The following is a 16,578-nucleotide window of genomic DNA, read 5'->3' on the forward strand; positions in this document are numbered from 1 at the left end:
TTCCTAAATAAACTATAAATAAAAAAAATAATTGAATAAAATACCAAAACTATTCCATACTATCGCAGGAATCTCACGCAAACGCCAGTTCCAGCATTTATAAAAGTGACGAGACGCATTTCCCAATGCTGCAACAGCGCACGTGCGCCACCCTAGTAAAAAAAACAACCAACGACATCGCGGCAAATGATAAGCGTTCGATACGACAACTAATCGTGTCTGTTTTGGTATAAACCCTAATTTTTTTAACAGATTGCTACACAGCAAAACAGATTCAATCGTTTTTGTCGCTTGCGTTTCACAGATAATTTGTTCCTCTAGCACGTCATTTTCAATCAAAATCTGCTTCATCACCTCAGCTTCGGTTACTCCTCTTTGAGGATTCCCACCAGTAACGATATATAATGGAGAGAGAGACAGTTTTCCATATGCAATCGCAACATATATCCTCATCATCAAAGCACGTTTGGGTGTTCCATCGGCATTTAACGCTGCACCAAAAACAAGAATCGGCTGAGAATTCATTCAGCAACTCTTACAAACAACTGATTAATCGATTGTAATTTTTCAAATGTTTCTTTCCACAAAGGCAGAATCTTTTTCTCTGGAACCCCTCTGGCTTTAACAATTTCTACAATTTCACCCAAGTTACGTTTTCCATCAATTAAGCCTAAAAAACCTCTGGCCTGTGCTGGTAACGGAATCATTACTGTTAATGTTCCAAAGGCAAAAGGCAATAAATTAGATGGCAGTATTTCACTTGCTAGAATCTCACCTGGTTTTTCCCGCATAAAAGGAATGGATTCAAGATCCATAGGATCAACGAAAAACAATTCATCCTCTGACCTACGAATATACACAACGTGCGTTGCCATGTTCCCTGCAAGTCCTTCGGCAATAACTGCCTGCGTGCGAGCATCTAATTGATCGATTTTTTCACGAAATTTAGGATCAGTGATTAAATATTTAGGATCATAACGAGCAGGTTCAACAAAAGCATTAATCTCGAACCCTGTTTGTTGGATCAGATCCCATAATGCATCAACTGTATAAGCACGATCTCTTGGGTTCAATAACAAGTCATAAATACCTGCATCCCCACCGGTTAAATGGTCACCAAAATTACCATTGGCTCGTAACCAAGCTGTTTGAGGCAGATGACGCAACACTCGTTTCGCCATGTCTAAACGTTGTGCAGGCTTTTCTTGAATGGGGACAAGATGAGAAAGCGCATCTTGAAGCATATATACACCCGTGCGACCATGTGGCGCATAGACCATCAGACCGATACCACCACCGATATTTAACGCCCCTTTTAAAATACGCAATGCTTTGTCGGGATCAAGCAAATGGTGCAATACGCCACAGCAATCAATATAATCAAACTTGCCCAAATTAAGTTCAGGCAGATCAAAAATTGATCCTTGTACAAACCGTAAATTAGTTAATTCACGAACTTTGGCACGTTCCTTAACAATCGTTAAGACTGCTTCCGCACGATCAAGACAAATAACTTCACCTGGACAATCCTGGCGCGCCATTTGTTGGGCCATCATAATTGCAGCATCCCCAGTGCCGCAACCTGCAACAAGCACCTTTAATGGATCTGTGATTTTCCTATAGCCACCAAAGACCCAATAATCAATTTCATTTAAATGACTAGGACTACCAATAAATAAACGTTTCTTTTCATCCAAAGGGTTACGCTCTGGATAAGGATAGGCCTCATATTGAGCAGCTAAGCTGATATCATGTTGATCGTGTTTTTTTGTCATTATGTTCTTACTACTAATTTTCCACGTTGCCAAGCTTCTGCCGCTTCATGCGCATCCATTCCATCAACACGCATTGCGTGTTCCATCAACTTCATAACCTGATTGCCCAAAGTCATCTCTTCTAGCTCATCAATCAAATCAGCACCCAGAGAATCGATCAACTGTTTTTTAATCAAAATGATAGCTTTTTGCTCTTGAGCAAAGAGGTTCTTTGAATCTTTTAATTGATAAATCATCTCAGAATCTTCTAAAAAACTTGGCGAATATATAACCATAATCTTTGCTTCTTGAGAAGTCATGGCATCCCTATATCGACTGATTACTTCTTCATCTATAGCAGATTTTAGGACATATCCCACATCTATCAAGCCATACATTTGGAATGCAGATAACACACGATCATAAATAATTTCAGAAACAATCACTTCTCTATCTATGTCGGTAGATTGTAACAATTGATCAATAGATGTGATCTCTGCCTTAAATTTACTAGGTAAGGCTAGAAATAAAAATGGTTGGTATAAATTCCCAATCGCCTGCATAGAAGAGGCCGAATTCAATATGTCGCAATGAACATCTGGGGTCCATAATGTCGCAAAAATATCTATTTCCCCGTTACGAATCTCTTGAAACAAAGCCACAGTTTCGCCCGTTATCAGCTCTATGTCTGCGACACCATGGGCTTCTAATACACGTAAAACAGCTGCTGCTGCTGCTTCATGAACAGGAATATCAAAAAAACCCAATGTTAAAGATTCTTGAGTCACTATTTCTCCACCTTATTTTAGAAATTTATATTAATTATACTAAACCTGAGATTTGTTTTGCGTAAGATTTTTGTTGAAATTTGATAATGTGCATCATTATTCTAGCAAGGATTTTTTGTAATTTCATCGAAGGCATCCAACCAATGGCTTTAAATACCATATTCATCACACGAGCGACATGATGACGTTGATATAAAGACATTGCCTTCACCATATATAACGCAATACAACGTTTATGATTATAAGGCATTCCTTCTGGTTCATTGGTAATATGGAACGCAGATGCTAATTCGTCGTCTTGACTTTCTACAATACGTCCAATTGCAATTTTTGCCCGAGCCCATTTAGATAAATTATCCTGAGGCAAATATCGTCTCATACAATCATAAAATAATTTATAATGACGGAACTCATCCCCTGCTATCTTACGGCAGATCTCCTTTAAAACAGGTTCTTTTACATAATCAGCCAACGCACTATAGTAAGAAGATGTTCCGACCTCAACCATTGCACGGGCGATAAACTCGCCTGCGTGCGAACCCCTTATAGAACTATTCGTATCAAGATCTATTTTATAAAATTCTTTAAACCGATCAAAACTTTTTTGATAGTTCCAACTTGGATCAGCCATCATTGCCCACCGGCCAAGCACTTCACCATGTTGAACTTCTTCCACTTCCCATTGTTCAAACAGCTGCATTAATTCGGCATCATGAGCAAATACATTGTTTAAATAAACTGTGTAATCGACACTATTTCGTTCAACAACCGAAGCCGCTTTGATTAAAGGAACAATTTTTGGATCAATAAGAGATGGATCAAATCGATCCCATTTGATCTGTTCCATATCCCAATGCTTCATAATTTTTTACCTTGAAAAAAGATTAATATTCTTAATTTTCTAGATTATATATTTTTGAGTCCTTTAGAGCAAAAGAAAATATCTGCTCCAACATATTCAACTATATAGTTTATAAGAGGAAACAAAGCATGTGTCGATTATTTTTGGTATAATTGGAGCATTGCTCCATTTTGGGGAACGATCTTTATCAATCACACTAGCCCGAACCCCCTCCATAAAATCAGAACGCATCATTAAATGACTGATGACGCTCAAATCTTGTTCTAATACTTCCCTTAAATCAGATAATTTATTTTGCCAAGCCTTATAGGTAATATGTAAAGAAAAAGGACATGCCTGAGAAATCTCCTTTAAATCCTCTTTTGCCCAAAGAAAATTACTTTGTTTTAAATTAGATATAATTGTTTTTACGTCAGGAGCGTTATAAACACTCTCAACTTCTTGTAAAAAACTAGAATCATATTCTTTTTCACGTTTTAAAAAAGATAAAACATCATTCATATCGCGTTTTTCTAATTGTGTTAAAACATAATCAACCATAGAGGAAGATACCATATAATCGGCAAAACCCAATTTAATCGCTTCTTCGGCATGAAATCTTTTTCCTGTTAACATCATACGCAACCCTGTATATCCAGGTGCTTTACTAAACAGTAAATTACTTCCCGCATCCGGCGAAAGACCAATCATAACCTCTGGCATTGCCAAGACAGCACGTCCAGTCACAATACGATGAGAAGAAAAACAGCCCAATCCAACCCCTCCACCCATCGTAATACCGTCCATAATGCTGATAACGGGCTTAGGGTAGTTAGAAATATAATGAACAAGCTGGTAATTATGCAAGAAAACACCGACAGCTTGCTCATACTGACCCGCTTTTACAAAGGATGCAATTTCACGAATATCCCCACCTGCACAAAAAGCTTTAGCATGTGAACTGTTAATAACTATTTCTTGAATTAATCGGTCTGTTTTCCACAATTCTAAGTGCGATATGATTTCTTGCTGTAATGCTGCGTTAATTGCATTTAAAGACTTAGGGCGATTCAAGGTTAAAATACCTAATTTTCCTCTTTTTTGAGTTATAATTAACCGATTCATAACGCCCTCTCACTTCACTTTGGTAAAATATCTTACATCTTAACCGCAAAATTAACCTTATATAGAATGAACTAAATTTTACTATAACTTCTTTGTATAAAAATAAATATTTTACATTCCAAACATTTTATTGTTTTCATAACTCTTTTCTTAACTTATTTTAATCCTATATACAGCACCCTCTTATCTCGGTGACTTAGCCTGATAATAATTTAAGGATATCTTTATGCTTTCCCATAAAACTCTTAGTGATGACTTCATAATAGAAGAAACCTTCCCTATTCGACACGATTGGACAAGAAAAGAAGTCTCTGCATTATTTGCACTGCCTTTACCAGAATTGATGTTCAAAGCGCAATCTGCACATCGCATTTATTTTGATCCTACAAAAATCCAAGTTTCTACGTTACTTTCTATTAAAAGTGGGGGCTGTCCAGAAGATTGTGCTTACTGCCCACAAAGTGCTAGACATGAGGAAAAAATCAAAGCAGATCGTTTAATGGCAGTTGATAAAGTCCTTGAAAAAGCTAGAGAAGCCAAAGCAGAAGGTGCCACACGGTTTTGTATGGGGGCTGCGTGGCGTTCCCCAAAAGATCATGACTTGGAAACCGTTTGCGCCATGATTGAAGGGGTCAAAGAGTTAGGTCTTGAAACCTGCGTGACCTTAGGCATGTTAAACCTTGAACAAACGCTCAAACTAAAAAAAGCTGGGCTAGATTATTATAATCATAATCTGGATACTTCCGAAGAACATTATGAGAAAATCATTTCTACCCGCACCTATCAAGATCGTTTAGATACCTTGGCTTTTGTGCGTGATGCTGGAATCAAAGTCTGTTGTGGTGGTATCCTTGGGATGAATGAACAAGAAGCTGATCGTGCCAGCATGATTAAAAGCCTAGCCAACTTGCCCAAACATCCTGAAAGCGTGCCCATTAATCTCTTGATCCGCGTCAAAGGCACTCCTTTGGAAGACGCAGAAACCATTGATCCTTTGGATTTTGTGCGTACGATTGCTGTCACACGCATTGTCATGCCACAAAGTTACGTGCGTCTTGCTGCTGGCAGAACCGAAATGAGTCCTGAAATGCAAACGCTTTGTTATTTAGCTGGGGTAAACTCTATTTTTCTTGGTCAACGTTTATTAACCTGTCCAAACCCCGAGAAAAGCAGCGATCTAACGTTATTTAATAAATTAGGCTTACAAATTGCTGATAAAATGGTTGAAGCGTCTGCTTAATAATTTAAAAGGGCTTGGATTATTTCCGGCCCTATTTTTTAGTTATTAATAGCCTTGATATAAATTCTTGTTTGCGCAGGGTCTTTACAAGTTTTATCCAAACAATATCCAGAAATCCATAATTGTCCACTGCCGAACATCATTCCCTGCCAATTTGCAAACATCCCAATAAATTGTTGCTTTGCAACAGTTTTTTTTAACTTTGTGAGTAATAGTCTCTTCGTAATTGTGAATAAATTGCTGTTTATTTTTAATCAAAACACGCTTATTAGCAATGTCAACTTTCAAGGGATATTTAACCACCGCTGCCACAGCGGCTTTATTTTGATGGGCAATATCTTCTTTTAACAGACCTATAAAAGACTGATAATCCTCATGAGACCCAAACAGAAAATCCAATTGAGCATTCATTTGCTCTATTGTGTTAATCTCATCAGTTTGTAATGGTATTGCCACAGCATTTAGTGAATATATCAATGAACCAACCGCAATAAAAGCAATCATTATTTTGATTTTGGTCATGTATCGTCTCTGTCAAATTGAGATAAATTCATTAACATATTCCACGGAACTACATAGAATTGTTAATGCCAATAATTTTAACTCTTATAGCTTGATTAGTTTTTTGATCTTTATCTGGACAGGCGTTAGAATACCAAATTTCGCCGTTTCCAAAAGCCATACCACGGTAAGTTGAAATTAAATCCTTAAATTTTTGTTCTTGCACTATTTTTTCAATTTTGGGCGTAATAATTGCATCATAATGTTCTATAAATTGTTGCTGGTCTTTGATCTGGATCTGTTTTCCATTCAACTGTACCCACAATGGATATTTTACCATTTCTGCAACTGATTTTTTGTCTTTTTGGGTAACATTTTCCTGTAATACATGAAAGAAACCTACCGCAGTATAATGGCAATTAGACGTAATCGAATGATCTGATTGCTTAGAATTCACAATATTATTCTGTGGTTTTGCTGATTGTGCCATCAACTGAGTTGAAAATAAGATTGAACCAGCACAAAGACATAGTTTGATACTTATTGCTTTTAAATTCATAACCATTGAACTCCTAATTTTCGGTTAAATTTGGGCTTTCCATCGCAATAATCTTAGGGCGTTCATTACAACACAAACACTACTTAACGCCATTGCTCCACCTGCCACCGCTGGGCTGAGTAATCCAAAAACAGCCAAAGGTATACCGATGATATTATAAATAAATGCCCAGAACAAACCTTCTTTAATCCGTTGGCGTGTTTTTTGGGCAATATCTATTGTTGCAGCGACTAAACCTGGATGATTACGCATTAAAACAACACCTGCTACTTCAGCGGCAACATCCGTACCTTCGCCAATCGCGATCCCTAAATCTGCCGCTGCCAATGCGGGGGCATCATTAATTCCATCACCAACCATTGCAACAGAGCGCTTTTGACCAGCTTCATTGCCTAACTGAACAATAAACTTTTGTTTATCTTCAGGGCTTAGGTTCGCATGAATCTCATCTACCCCGACAGCGTTTGCAACCTTATACGCAGCTTGTTCATTATCGCCCGTTAAAATAACAGTCTTAACTTGCTTTGCTTTTAATTGGGCAATGGCTTTATCAGCACCTTCTCGAATATGATCTTCAAATGCAACGACACCTAATAGTTCATATTTCTCGTCTTTAAAGCAAACTAGCCAAGAAACTGTTGCGCCTTGAATATCGCTAGGTAACTGACTTCCATCCAATCCCAAATTTTCAAGCATTTTGTGATTGCCAAAAAGAAAGATAGCATCTGTTATCTTACCACTAATCCCTCTGCCTTGGTCTTTAATCACACGAAAAGATTCGGGGGTTATTAATTCTATATTTTCAGCTTGCGCTTTATTTAATAAAGCCTTTGCCAAAGGATGCTCACTACCCAAAGACAAACTGGCTGTCCATTGTAGAATTTGCTGTGCATTGAACCCTTCAGAAGGAATAACCGAAACAACTGATAATTTCCCTTCGGTCAAAGTGCCTGTTTTATCAAACCCTACAACTTGAATATGTGCTGCACGCTCTAATGCCTCGGCATCCCGAATCAAAATTCCAGATCGTGCTGCAGCCCCACATCCTGTCGCCAATGCTGTTGGTGTTGCAAGTCCCAAAGCACAAGGGCATGCAATCACTAACACAGCAGCTGCATGCAGTAATCCTTCAACCAAATATCCATCAATCCACCACCCAAAAAATGTTACCAAAGCAATCACAATCACGATAGGCACAAAGACAGCACTGATACGATCAACCAACTTTTGAATAGGTGCTTTGGAGGCTTGTGCATTTTCAACCAATTGCACAATACTAGCTAAACGTGTTTCCTTACCTGTTTTTTCAACTTGAATTAGTAAACGACCATTGGCGTTCAAAGAACCGCCTGTTACTTGGTCCCCTTTATTTTTCTCAACAGGAACAGCTTCGCCAGTCAACATCGATTCATCAACAGCACTTTCACCATCATAAACCACACCATCACAAGGAATACGCTCTCCTGGACGAACCACAACGATATCCCCAACATTCATGGCTTCACTTGGAACAATTATTTCTTGCCCGTCCACCCATTTACAAACTGTATCTGGTCTTAAGGCTTGTAAAGCACGAATAGAGGATGCTGCTTTATGTCTGGCACGTTTTTCCAACCAATGACCAAACAGAATAAAGGTAATGATTAAAGCTGAGCTCTCATAATATAAATGAGGTTCGGAATGTGCTGTTGGATTTAAATAATATCCAATTAATAAAACCGTACTAAGACTCCAAGCTGCACTGGAACCCAACGCAACCAATAAATCCATATTTCCAGCACCTGCTTTAACGGCACGATACCCAGCAATATAAAAATGCCTTCCTAACCAAAATTGAACGGGCGTTGCCAATAAAAACTGTATCCAACCTGGTAACATCCAGCCATGATGGAGTGATCCCACAATCATAGAAACCACTAATGGTAAGGAAAATGCAGCCGCAATTACCCATTGCAGAAAATCTTTATGCTGAGTCGCTTCAGAGCTATCCTCGATTTTTTCTTCTGGATTAATCCATTTCGCTTCATACCCTGCATTTTTGACAGCAGTTTCTATTTCGTTTATTTTTTGCTGAATGATATCGGGGTTTTGTAAAACAACTCTGGCTTGTTCCAGAGTCAGATTAACACTGACTTCATCTACCTCTTCAACACGCTTTATGACTTTTTCAACACGCCTGACACACGACGCACAAGTCATCCCTGAAATTGAAAAATCAACTGTTTTCGTAAGAGAAGATTCATCTGACATCTTTACTTCATCCTGTTTTTGTAGCCTAATATAAAAATAATTCTTATTATCATATAGTATATTTTTTAAACGGAGTTACAATCATGCAAACTTATAAAGTTGAAGGAATGACCTGCCAACATTGTGCCAAAGCAGTCAAAGAAGCTGTCGAAGCATTATCCAACGTTGACGAAGCAACCGTTAATTTAGAAGCCAAAACAGTGACTATAAAAGGAAATCCAGACCATGCAGCACTTAAAGCTGCTATTGAAGAAGAAGGATATGAATTAATATAAAAGAAAGCCTCTTATTTTACAGTAAGAGGCTTTTTATTTTTAACGAAACAATATAGTTACACTAGTGATGGTAAGGAAGGTCCATAATAGTAAAATAGTGTCATCACAATAGCCACAACCAAGAATCCTAATGCCATTGTACCAAAAAATAAAACAGCTTGTACACCATTGGTATTTTTTGCTTTTACTTCATATCCTTGCGCAAAGAGTAGTCTTTGTATTTCAATTAATTTTTTATCAAATAGAGAATCATCTTTTAAAATTATCTTAGCCTGACCTGATGCAGGATTAACTTCTGCAGACTTTACACCCTCTATATTTTTAATAAAATTATCAATATTCTGCAGGCTCAACTTCGAACCTCTATCCTCAAGAAAAAACTCAATCGCTTTTGATGGGCTACTCAGATTATTTTGCATCATATTGTTCCTTTTTATAAAAAAACCAAAACCATATATAATTATAACAAATTTTTAAGTAAATTAAAAAAGTATTTACTCTATTTGATAAACATCTCCACTTGATACAAAATTTATAGATTACATCCTCTATATCTATCAGCTTATAAATCAAAATCGTATAGATACAGATCATGATGATTATCACATAACAGATCAGTTCGAAAAAAAAGATATACCCTTAAAATACAGAGAACTTAAAGTAACTTGTTTACTTATATAAACGCAGCCAAAAACTTGCCAATTTATAGCAATATTTTTCTGACCAACATGAGCATGATAAAAAAATGAAAAGAAAACAATCACACGTAAAATAGCTACAAATTCTATTACAAATATTGCGCAACGCTCACCCCATTATAGTGCTTGTGACATTTCTTAACAGGGTTCTGTTATCGTTAGTTGGTAACCTGCACGATAAAGCATCGCTTCTATCTCAAGGCGTTTTCCTTCGGGAAAAACTAATTCAATATACTCGATTTCTTTAAATAGCTTAAGAAGGGTTTTAATCTTTTGAATACTTAATTCGGGTCACAACTTTTTTTACATAAAATTCTATAATTGTAGCTGAAAAGGTAAACTCACCTAACAAATGACTAATCCTCTCCCAAGCAGACCATTAAATATGCTAAAATTAATATTGACTATCTAATAATCCAATTAGATGCGCCTTGATATTGAGCCATTCTCCTGCAACAATGCTGTACATCACCGTGTCACGAATAGTACCATCTTTTCTTAAAGCATCGCCACGAACAACACCGTCTTTTTTAGCACCCAACCGTTCTATCGCACGTTGGCTTTTCAAATTAAAAATATCTGTACGCCATCCCACTGTTCTCGCTTGTAACGTTTCAAAAGCATATTCTAGTAACAACAATTTACAGATTGTATTTACACTTGTTCTTTGCACTGACTTTGCATACCAAGTATATCCAATTTCCAATCGTTGGACGGCTGGCAAAATATCATGGTAACTGGTCGTCCCAATTACACGATTATTTTGGTCGTCGATAACAGCAAAAGCAAATCTTTTTCCTATTTCCCTAGCTTGCAAAGCCGTGTGAATATAAGAATTAACCTCTGAATAACGTGGTGTTGAGGTAACTCTTAACTTCCACAACTCACCATCTTTACATGCTTGTTGTAATCCCTCTTGATGAGCAAGAGACAGTGGCTCTAAATGAATATTATCCTTTTCGAGCCGAACGGATGAATTGGGGAAAAACTGTTGGTTCATCTGCAAAATTACCTAAGACTGGTTAAAATCAATAGTACGAATATTTTGAATAAATTGTCGAATCAACGTAGGATCTTTTTCGCCTTTACGACGTTCTACACCAGATGACACATCAACCGCTTTTGCACCAGATTGTTGGATCGCTTGAACCACATTTTCTGGCGTTAATCCACCCGCCAATAGCCAAGGTTTAGGCGCATTCCATGCAGAAGTTAATTGCCAATCGAAGGTTCGTCCATTCCCGCCAGGTCTTGAATCAGAGTGATTGGGTGGTGCTTCTATCACCAAGCCGTCAATTGAGCAAGTTTTAGGAAGATCAGAGCGCTCTTTGATACCTTTAGCCAACCAAACAGGAACATCAAATGTTTCACGAATAGTTTGTGCAATTTCTGGTGTTGTATAAAGCTGTAAAATATCCAGTCTAACTGTTTCTAGAACGCGCTTCACCTCATCAAGCGTTGGTTTTACAAATAACCCAACCCTTGATATCCCCTCATTGTAGTAATCGGGCAATTGACGTACTTGATCGATGGAAATAAATCGTGGTGAAGATTCATAAAATACCAACCCAACCCAATTGACTTTAAGCGTTGCTAATAACTCATAAATCTCAGGATCCTTCACCCCGCAGATCTTAATCGCAGTCACCCTCTATTATCCTTGTAATTCATGAATAATTTGTTTTGCCATTTCTGCTGGGTTTTCTGCCCTCGTAATTGGACGACCAACGACAATCCAACTGGCGCCGGCTTGATGTGCTTGTATGGGTGTCATTACACGTTGTTGGTCATCAGCAACCGCATCTGCCATTCGAATACCAGGGACTACTAAAACAACGTCATCGCCTAATTGCTCCCTCAAATATGCTACCTCATGTGGGGAACAAACCAAACCATCTGCTCCAGCCGCCAATGCCATTTTACCCAATAATAACACTTGTTCCAGCGGAGATACAGAAATACCAATAGAGCCTAAATTCTCTTGGTTCATACTGGTTAAGATCGTAACAGCCAGTAAGATCGGTTTACTTTCGCTGGAAAAATGCTCATCAACTGACCTTCTTGCAGCACGGATCATATCCTGCCCGCCCAACGCATGAATAGTAAGCATTGCGGGTTTTACAGACGCCAAACTTGCAATCGCAGAAGCAACAGTATTAGGGATATCATGCAATTTTAAATCTAGGAAAATTTTTCTGCCCTGAGCGAGGCGACGTACTTCATCAAAGCCACACGCATAGGTATATTCCATCCCTATCTTTATCATTTGCCCAGTTGCATCAGCAATTTTTGCCCATTGTTCCGCTTGAACAGGGTCTTTGGTATCTAACGCAAGGATCAGTCCTGTATTTTTAATCATTTTTACACTATTTGGTTAAGGTCAATATTTCTGCGTCAGTTTCTGCGGACTGTCCAATTGTTGTTACAGGTTCCTGAGGAGTTTGAACAGGTGCGTGTCCAGCAACGGGCTGTGTTAAATTGTTAATATATTGTTCACGCAATTCGTTTAGTTTTTTTTCTAATTCTTGAATTTGTTTGTTAGCTGCTCTTACTTTTCGCCATTGTTTAACAATAGCAATAAACATCACTAAAACACCAATGATAAAAGAGGCTAGCCCCAGTAACAAAGCAAAAGTTCCAACAGAAACTTTCCAACTTAACAAAGGGAAATACATTTGTACGGGTTCTTCGTTAAATATTAAAAACACACCCAAAATAGCCAAAAACGGTACAATAATTATTAAACGCAACACTTAAAATATCTCCTTAAATTATCTAATTGAGGTATCATTTTCAAAATAGTATATAATATATTTTAGAATATAGATAAGCAATTTTACATCAGCAAAATTTAAAGCTACTCAATATTTCATAATACTCTGATGTGTCTCCACTCATAATATTAGTAATTCTAAATATGTAAGCATATCATAACGATATCAAATTAATTTCAAAATTCAGTAATCCTACTTTAAAAAAACGGAGCACTAATACCATATCACAAACAAATCTCTCATTTCCTATTCTGAAAATATAAATAAATTAAATTCTAATTTTGTCTTCTGTGTAATTTTTGTTATATAATTTCAACAAGAATAATTCATATACTTAAATAATAAAGAATAAATATCATGCCTAAAAAAAACCAGACTGTTAAGACAACCAAACTATCTGATCTTCAACTACACACCCAATACATCAAAGAAATAAGCCTAAAAATCCCAGCAGCGCCTTATATTTTTGAAAATATACCCCCCTCTCCTAACTTAACAGTAACTGTTGATGTCAATGCACAACAACTTGTCGAAGAACAACCTAATTTCGAAGTAACTGTATTTATTTCTTGTGTTAGTACAATCACCGACGATAATCTTACGAATTCTATTTTCAATTTACATCTTCAATATGCTGGAATGGTTACCTTTCCAACGCTTGAAACTTCTAATCTAGAAGATTTATTGATGGTGCATACTCCTGATTTACTTTTCCCAGAAATTAGAAATACAGTTTTGAATATTACTAGATCAGCAAATTTGCCCCCCGTGACTTTACAACGTATTGACTTTGCAACTATGTGGAAAGAAAAAAAAGAAACTAGTCCAGAATAAATACTTTAAACTGAATATTATGCCTTATTAAATACCAACAGGATATTATTGATTATGACTCTTAAAAAAATTATTGGTCAACCTGATGCAGGGGGTATTACCCCTATATCCTCACGCATTGCCTATGAAAATCGTTGGTTAAAAATACGCGAAGATATAATTAAATACTCAAATGGTTTGGATGGAATGTTCGGGGTTGTTGAACGTAATGAGTTTGCAGTTATTTTACCCCTGCATATTGAAAATAATGAAAAAACGGTAACCCTTATTCGTCAATACCGATATCCTGTTGGGGAATTTATGTGGGAACTGCCAATGGGTATGTGGGAGTTAAAACCCGATGCAACCCCTGAAATGGTCGCTGTGGGAGAACTTGAAGAAGAAACAGGTCTCCGTGCAAAAAACATGATTCACGCAGGCAGTTTTTACCAAGGCGCTGGCTATTCCACGCAAAAAGGTCATGTTTTTCTGGCAACCGATCTGACTCAACATACAACAAATCGTGAAGCGACTGAACAAAATATGACTTGCCATTCTGTACCACTTGTTCAATTTGAACAAATGATTAAAACAGGTGAAATTACTTGTATGGTTACTATTGCTGCATTCTGTTTATTACGCAGTAAAAAAATGGTTTAAACTTATTTACTTTATCTTAATTACTGGTCATGAACGGGAAAATACAGTATGGCAGCAGAACAAATCGGGCAAACACCATCAACTTCATCCAATTCACTGTTAAGACAAGTAACGATTATCGGAATTGCGATGATATCTGGACTAATTTTAGGCCTAATCTGTCATGCTTATGGTAAAAATATTTATATTACAAAAACTACAGACTTAGTTACATTCATTATGGGGGCATCCGATTTAATCGTTCACCTTTTCTTACGATTGATTAAAATGATTGTTGCCCCTCTTGTGCTGGCCACGTTGATCGCTGGGATCAGTAATGTACAAGATACCAGCACCATTAAAACAATTGGTATTAAAGTCATTCTGTGGTTTATCGCTGCATCTTTTGTTTCTTTGGCTGTGGGAATGGTATATGCCAATATTGTTCAACCTGGTGTTGGCTTTACTGACAATCCTCCTCCTATTGCTGCTGACCATTCTAGCTATCATTTTGATATTGTAAAATTTACCCTTCACATTGTACCAGATAGCATCGTTGATGCTATGGCCAAAAATGACATGATTCAATTGGTCGTTTTTGCAGTGTTCTTTGGCCTAGGTCTGGCAAGACTACCAGGAAAATCGGCACAAACGCTGCGCGATGGAATTGATGCGATGGGGCATGTCATGTTAAAAGTCACTGATATGGTGATGAAAATTGTTCCTTTGGTTGTTTTTTCATCTTTACTTTCCATCGCGACCCAAAATGGCGTCCAAATCATTGAAAAGTACGGTATATATTTAATAGAGTTCTATATACTTGTCCTTATTATGTGGGCCATATTAATCGGCGCGGGATATTGTATGATGGGGAAAAAAGTATTTAAACTTCTCCCTTTTATTTCTGAACCTGTTTTAGTTGGTTTCTCAACAGCCAGCAGTGAATCTGCATTCCCACGTTTATTAGAAAAACTAACTGAATTTGGTGTTTCCCCAAAAATATCTGCTTTTGTTCTGCCTTTAGGATATAGTTTCAATCTTTGTGGAACGATGGTGTTTCTTTCATTTGCAGCAATCTTCATTGCCCAAGTTTATCATGTCAACATGCCTTGGGATAAACAGATGATGATGCTCCTTGTGATGATGATTAGCAGCAAAGGGATTGCTGGCGTTCCAAGAGCATCAACTGTTATGCTGGCAGCTGTAATGCCAGGTTTTGACATTCCCGCAGCAGGGCTTGCGTTGATTGTAGGGATTGATCAGTTTCTTGACATGGCCAGAACTGCAACCAGTGTATTAGGAAATGGAATTGTTGCTGCGATTGCCGATGAATGGGATCAAAAAGAGCAGCTTAAAAAAAGCAAAACGACAACTCTATAATTTTTTATTGTACAAAATTTTGAAAAAAGATTAATCATCATGAATACATCTATTGAAACACAGCTTATCGATGGTAAAGCTTTTGCTGAAAAAATGACTAAAAAAGTCGCAGCTCAAGTGGCAGAATTACAACAAACGACAGGGGTAACGCCAGGTCTTGCGGTTATTCTTGTTGGTAATGATCCCGCCAGTGAAGTTTATGTGCGTAATAAAACGAAACAAACACATAAAGTTGGTATGCGATCATTTATGCATTTGCTTCCTGAAACAACTACTCAACAAGAATTGTTAACCCTAATACAAAGATTAAATAATGATCCAGATATTCATGGTATTCTTGTTCAATTGCCGTTACCAAAACATTTAGATTCAGATCCTATTATTCAGGCAATTTTACCTGAAAAGGATGTCGATGGACTGACTGCATATAATGCAGGAAAATTGACCCTTGGACATACAGATGGATTCATTCCATGCACCCCTTTAGGATGTTTGTTATTATTGCAACAAGAACTTTCAAATCTACGTGGATTAAATGCTTTGGTTATTGGTGCCTCTAATCTAATGGGCAAACCTATGGCACAACTGCTCTTAAACCAAGGTTGTACAGTCACAATAGCTCATATTGATACTCGAAATACAGAAGAGCTGGCAAGACAAGCAGACATCCTGATCGTCGCCACAGGATGTAAAGAACTGGTCAAAGGGTCTTGGGTAAAGAAAGGTGCCGTCATTATCGATGTCGGAATAAATCGAATCACAACAGCAGAAAACAAAGTAAAATTGGTTGGTGATGTCGCTTTTCATGAAACATTAGGTATCGCAAGCAAAATTACGCCAGTACCAGGTGGGGTGGGTCCAGTAACAATATCTTGCTTATTATACAACGCCTTAAGTGCAGCCAAAAAGAAAAAGTAACGATAAAGAATTATAAATTCTAC

The 16,578-nt window shown here is 37.4% G+C and carries 19 protein-coding genes; 6 read left to right on the plus strand and 13 right to left on the minus strand.

What is annotated here, in order from left to right; translation table 11 throughout:
- Positions 1 to 12: 12 nt before the first annotated feature.
- The 5 genes from PQG52_RS04685 to PQG52_RS04705 form a co-directional block, all read right to left on the minus strand.
- Entirely contained in the window at positions 13 to 525 is a 513-nt protein-coding gene (locus PQG52_RS04685) for a YdcF family protein (RefSeq protein WP_271828201.1), read from the minus strand.
- Positions 522 to 1,775: a class I SAM-dependent methyltransferase gene (locus PQG52_RS04690; RefSeq protein WP_271828203.1), complete on the minus strand. Its 1,254-nt coding sequence runs from the start codon at positions 1,773 to 1,775 to the stop codon at positions 522 to 524. The genes PQG52_RS04685 and PQG52_RS04690 overlap by 4 nt, the downstream gene beginning before the upstream one ends.
- Positions 1,775 to 2,542, minus strand: coding sequence for a glycine betaine ABC transporter substrate-binding protein (locus tag PQG52_RS04695; protein WP_271828204.1), 768 nt, complete (start codon positions 2,540 to 2,542; stop codon positions 1,775 to 1,777). The genes PQG52_RS04690 and PQG52_RS04695 overlap by 1 nt, the downstream gene beginning before the upstream one ends.
- A 34-nt stretch (positions 2,543 to 2,576) precedes the next feature.
- Positions 2,577 to 3,404 carry a ferritin-like domain-containing protein gene (locus tag PQG52_RS04700; protein WP_271828205.1) on the minus strand — a complete coding sequence of 276 codons (828 nt, stop codon included), beginning with the start codon at positions 3,402 to 3,404 and terminating at the stop codon, positions 2,577 to 2,579.
- A gap of 96 nt (positions 3,405 to 3,500) precedes the next feature.
- The gene (locus PQG52_RS04705; protein WP_271828206.1) at positions 3,501 to 4,508 is read right to left on the minus strand and encodes an enoyl-CoA hydratase/isomerase family protein; all 1,008 of its coding nucleotides are present in this window, start codon (positions 4,506 to 4,508) and stop codon (positions 3,501 to 3,503) included.
- Between the two features lie 226 nt (positions 4,509 to 4,734).
- Here PQG52_RS04705 and bioB point away from each other — a divergent pair, with 226 nt between their 5' ends.
- Entirely contained in the window at positions 4,735 to 5,748 is a 1,014-nt protein-coding gene (bioB, locus tag PQG52_RS04710) for a biotin synthase BioB (RefSeq protein ID WP_271828207.1), read from the plus strand.
- A 93-nt stretch (positions 5,749 to 5,841) separates the two neighbouring features.
- Here the strand turns inward: bioB and PQG52_RS04715 are convergent, their stop codons facing one another.
- Genes PQG52_RS04715 through PQG52_RS04725 form a run of 3 tightly spaced genes read right to left on the minus strand, consistent with a single transcriptional unit; the run spans position 5,842 to position 9,058 of the window.
- A complete protein-coding gene (locus tag PQG52_RS04715; protein WP_271828209.1) occupies positions 5,842 to 6,270 on the minus strand; it encodes a hypothetical protein in 429 nt (142 codons plus the stop codon).
- A 49-nt stretch (positions 6,271 to 6,319) separates the two neighbouring features.
- Positions 6,320 to 6,808 carry a hypothetical protein gene (locus PQG52_RS04720; RefSeq protein WP_271828210.1) on the minus strand — a complete coding sequence of 163 codons (489 nt, stop codon included), beginning with the start codon at positions 6,806 to 6,808 and terminating at the stop codon, positions 6,320 to 6,322.
- Positions 6,809 to 6,832: 24 nt separating this feature from the next.
- A complete protein-coding gene (locus tag PQG52_RS04725) occupies positions 6,833 to 9,058 on the minus strand; it encodes a heavy metal translocating P-type ATPase (protein ID WP_271828211.1) in 2,226 nt (741 codons plus the stop codon).
- Positions 9,059 to 9,141: 83 nt separating this feature from the next.
- Between PQG52_RS04725 and PQG52_RS04730 the strand changes: the two genes are divergently transcribed.
- A complete protein-coding gene (locus PQG52_RS04730) occupies positions 9,142 to 9,333 on the plus strand; it encodes a heavy-metal-associated domain-containing protein (RefSeq protein WP_271828212.1) in 192 nt (63 codons plus the stop codon).
- Between the two features lie 56 nt (positions 9,334 to 9,389).
- Here PQG52_RS04730 and PQG52_RS04735 read toward each other — a convergent pair whose 3' ends face one another.
- The 5 genes from PQG52_RS04735 to PQG52_RS04755 all read right to left on the minus strand — a co-directional run bounded on the left by PQG52_RS04735 (position 9,390) and on the right by PQG52_RS04755 (position 12,784).
- Positions 9,390 to 9,755, minus strand: a complete 366-nt coding sequence (locus PQG52_RS04735; RefSeq protein ID WP_271789570.1) for a heavy-metal-associated domain-containing protein — start codon at positions 9,753 to 9,755, stop codon at positions 9,390 to 9,392.
- Between the two features lie 670 nt (positions 9,756 to 10,425).
- Positions 10,426 to 11,031, minus strand: coding sequence for a GNAT family N-acetyltransferase (locus tag PQG52_RS04740; protein ID WP_271828213.1), 606 nt, complete (start codon positions 11,029 to 11,031; stop codon positions 10,426 to 10,428).
- 12 nt (positions 11,032 to 11,043) lie between these two features.
- Positions 11,044 to 11,679, minus strand: a complete 636-nt coding sequence (locus PQG52_RS04745) for a phosphoribosylanthranilate isomerase (RefSeq protein ID WP_271828214.1) — start codon at positions 11,677 to 11,679, stop codon at positions 11,044 to 11,046.
- Between the two features lie 6 nt (positions 11,680 to 11,685).
- Positions 11,686 to 12,390 (minus strand): orotidine-5'-phosphate decarboxylase, encoded by a 705-nt coding sequence (pyrF, locus tag PQG52_RS04750; protein WP_271828215.1) that lies wholly within the window; start codon positions 12,388 to 12,390, stop codon positions 11,686 to 11,688.
- A 7-nt stretch (positions 12,391 to 12,397) separates the two neighbouring features.
- Positions 12,398 to 12,784 carry a LapA family protein gene (locus tag PQG52_RS04755; protein ID WP_271828216.1) on the minus strand — a complete coding sequence of 129 codons (387 nt, stop codon included), beginning with the start codon at positions 12,782 to 12,784 and terminating at the stop codon, positions 12,398 to 12,400.
- A gap of 378 nt (positions 12,785 to 13,162) precedes the next feature.
- On the opposite strand from PQG52_RS04755, the gene PQG52_RS04760 reads away from it, so the two are divergent.
- From PQG52_RS04760 to folD, 4 genes are read left to right on the plus strand one after another with little or no spacing between them, the layout of a single operon-like run.
- The gene (locus tag PQG52_RS04760; RefSeq protein ID WP_271828217.1) at positions 13,163 to 13,639 is read left to right on the plus strand and encodes a protein-export chaperone SecB; all 477 of its coding nucleotides are present in this window, start codon (positions 13,163 to 13,165) and stop codon (positions 13,637 to 13,639) included.
- A gap of 54 nt (positions 13,640 to 13,693) precedes the next feature.
- Positions 13,694 to 14,278, plus strand: coding sequence for an NUDIX domain-containing protein (locus tag PQG52_RS04765; RefSeq protein WP_271828218.1), 585 nt, complete (start codon positions 13,694 to 13,696; stop codon positions 14,276 to 14,278).
- Between the two features lie 48 nt (positions 14,279 to 14,326).
- A complete protein-coding gene (locus tag PQG52_RS04770; RefSeq protein ID WP_271789577.1) occupies positions 14,327 to 15,637 on the plus strand; it encodes a dicarboxylate/amino acid:cation symporter in 1,311 nt (436 codons plus the stop codon).
- A 39-nt stretch (positions 15,638 to 15,676) separates the two neighbouring features.
- Complete coding sequence (gene folD / locus PQG52_RS04775; RefSeq protein ID WP_271828219.1) at positions 15,677 to 16,555, plus strand: bifunctional methylenetetrahydrofolate dehydrogenase/methenyltetrahydrofolate cyclohydrolase FolD; 879 nt, start codon at positions 15,677 to 15,679, stop codon at positions 16,553 to 16,555.
- Positions 16,556 to 16,578: the final 23 nt, after the last annotated feature.

Source organism: Commensalibacter communis (assembly GCF_947179105.1).
GTDB classification, from domain to species: Bacteria; Pseudomonadota; Alphaproteobacteria; order Acetobacterales; family Acetobacteraceae; genus Commensalibacter; species Commensalibacter communis.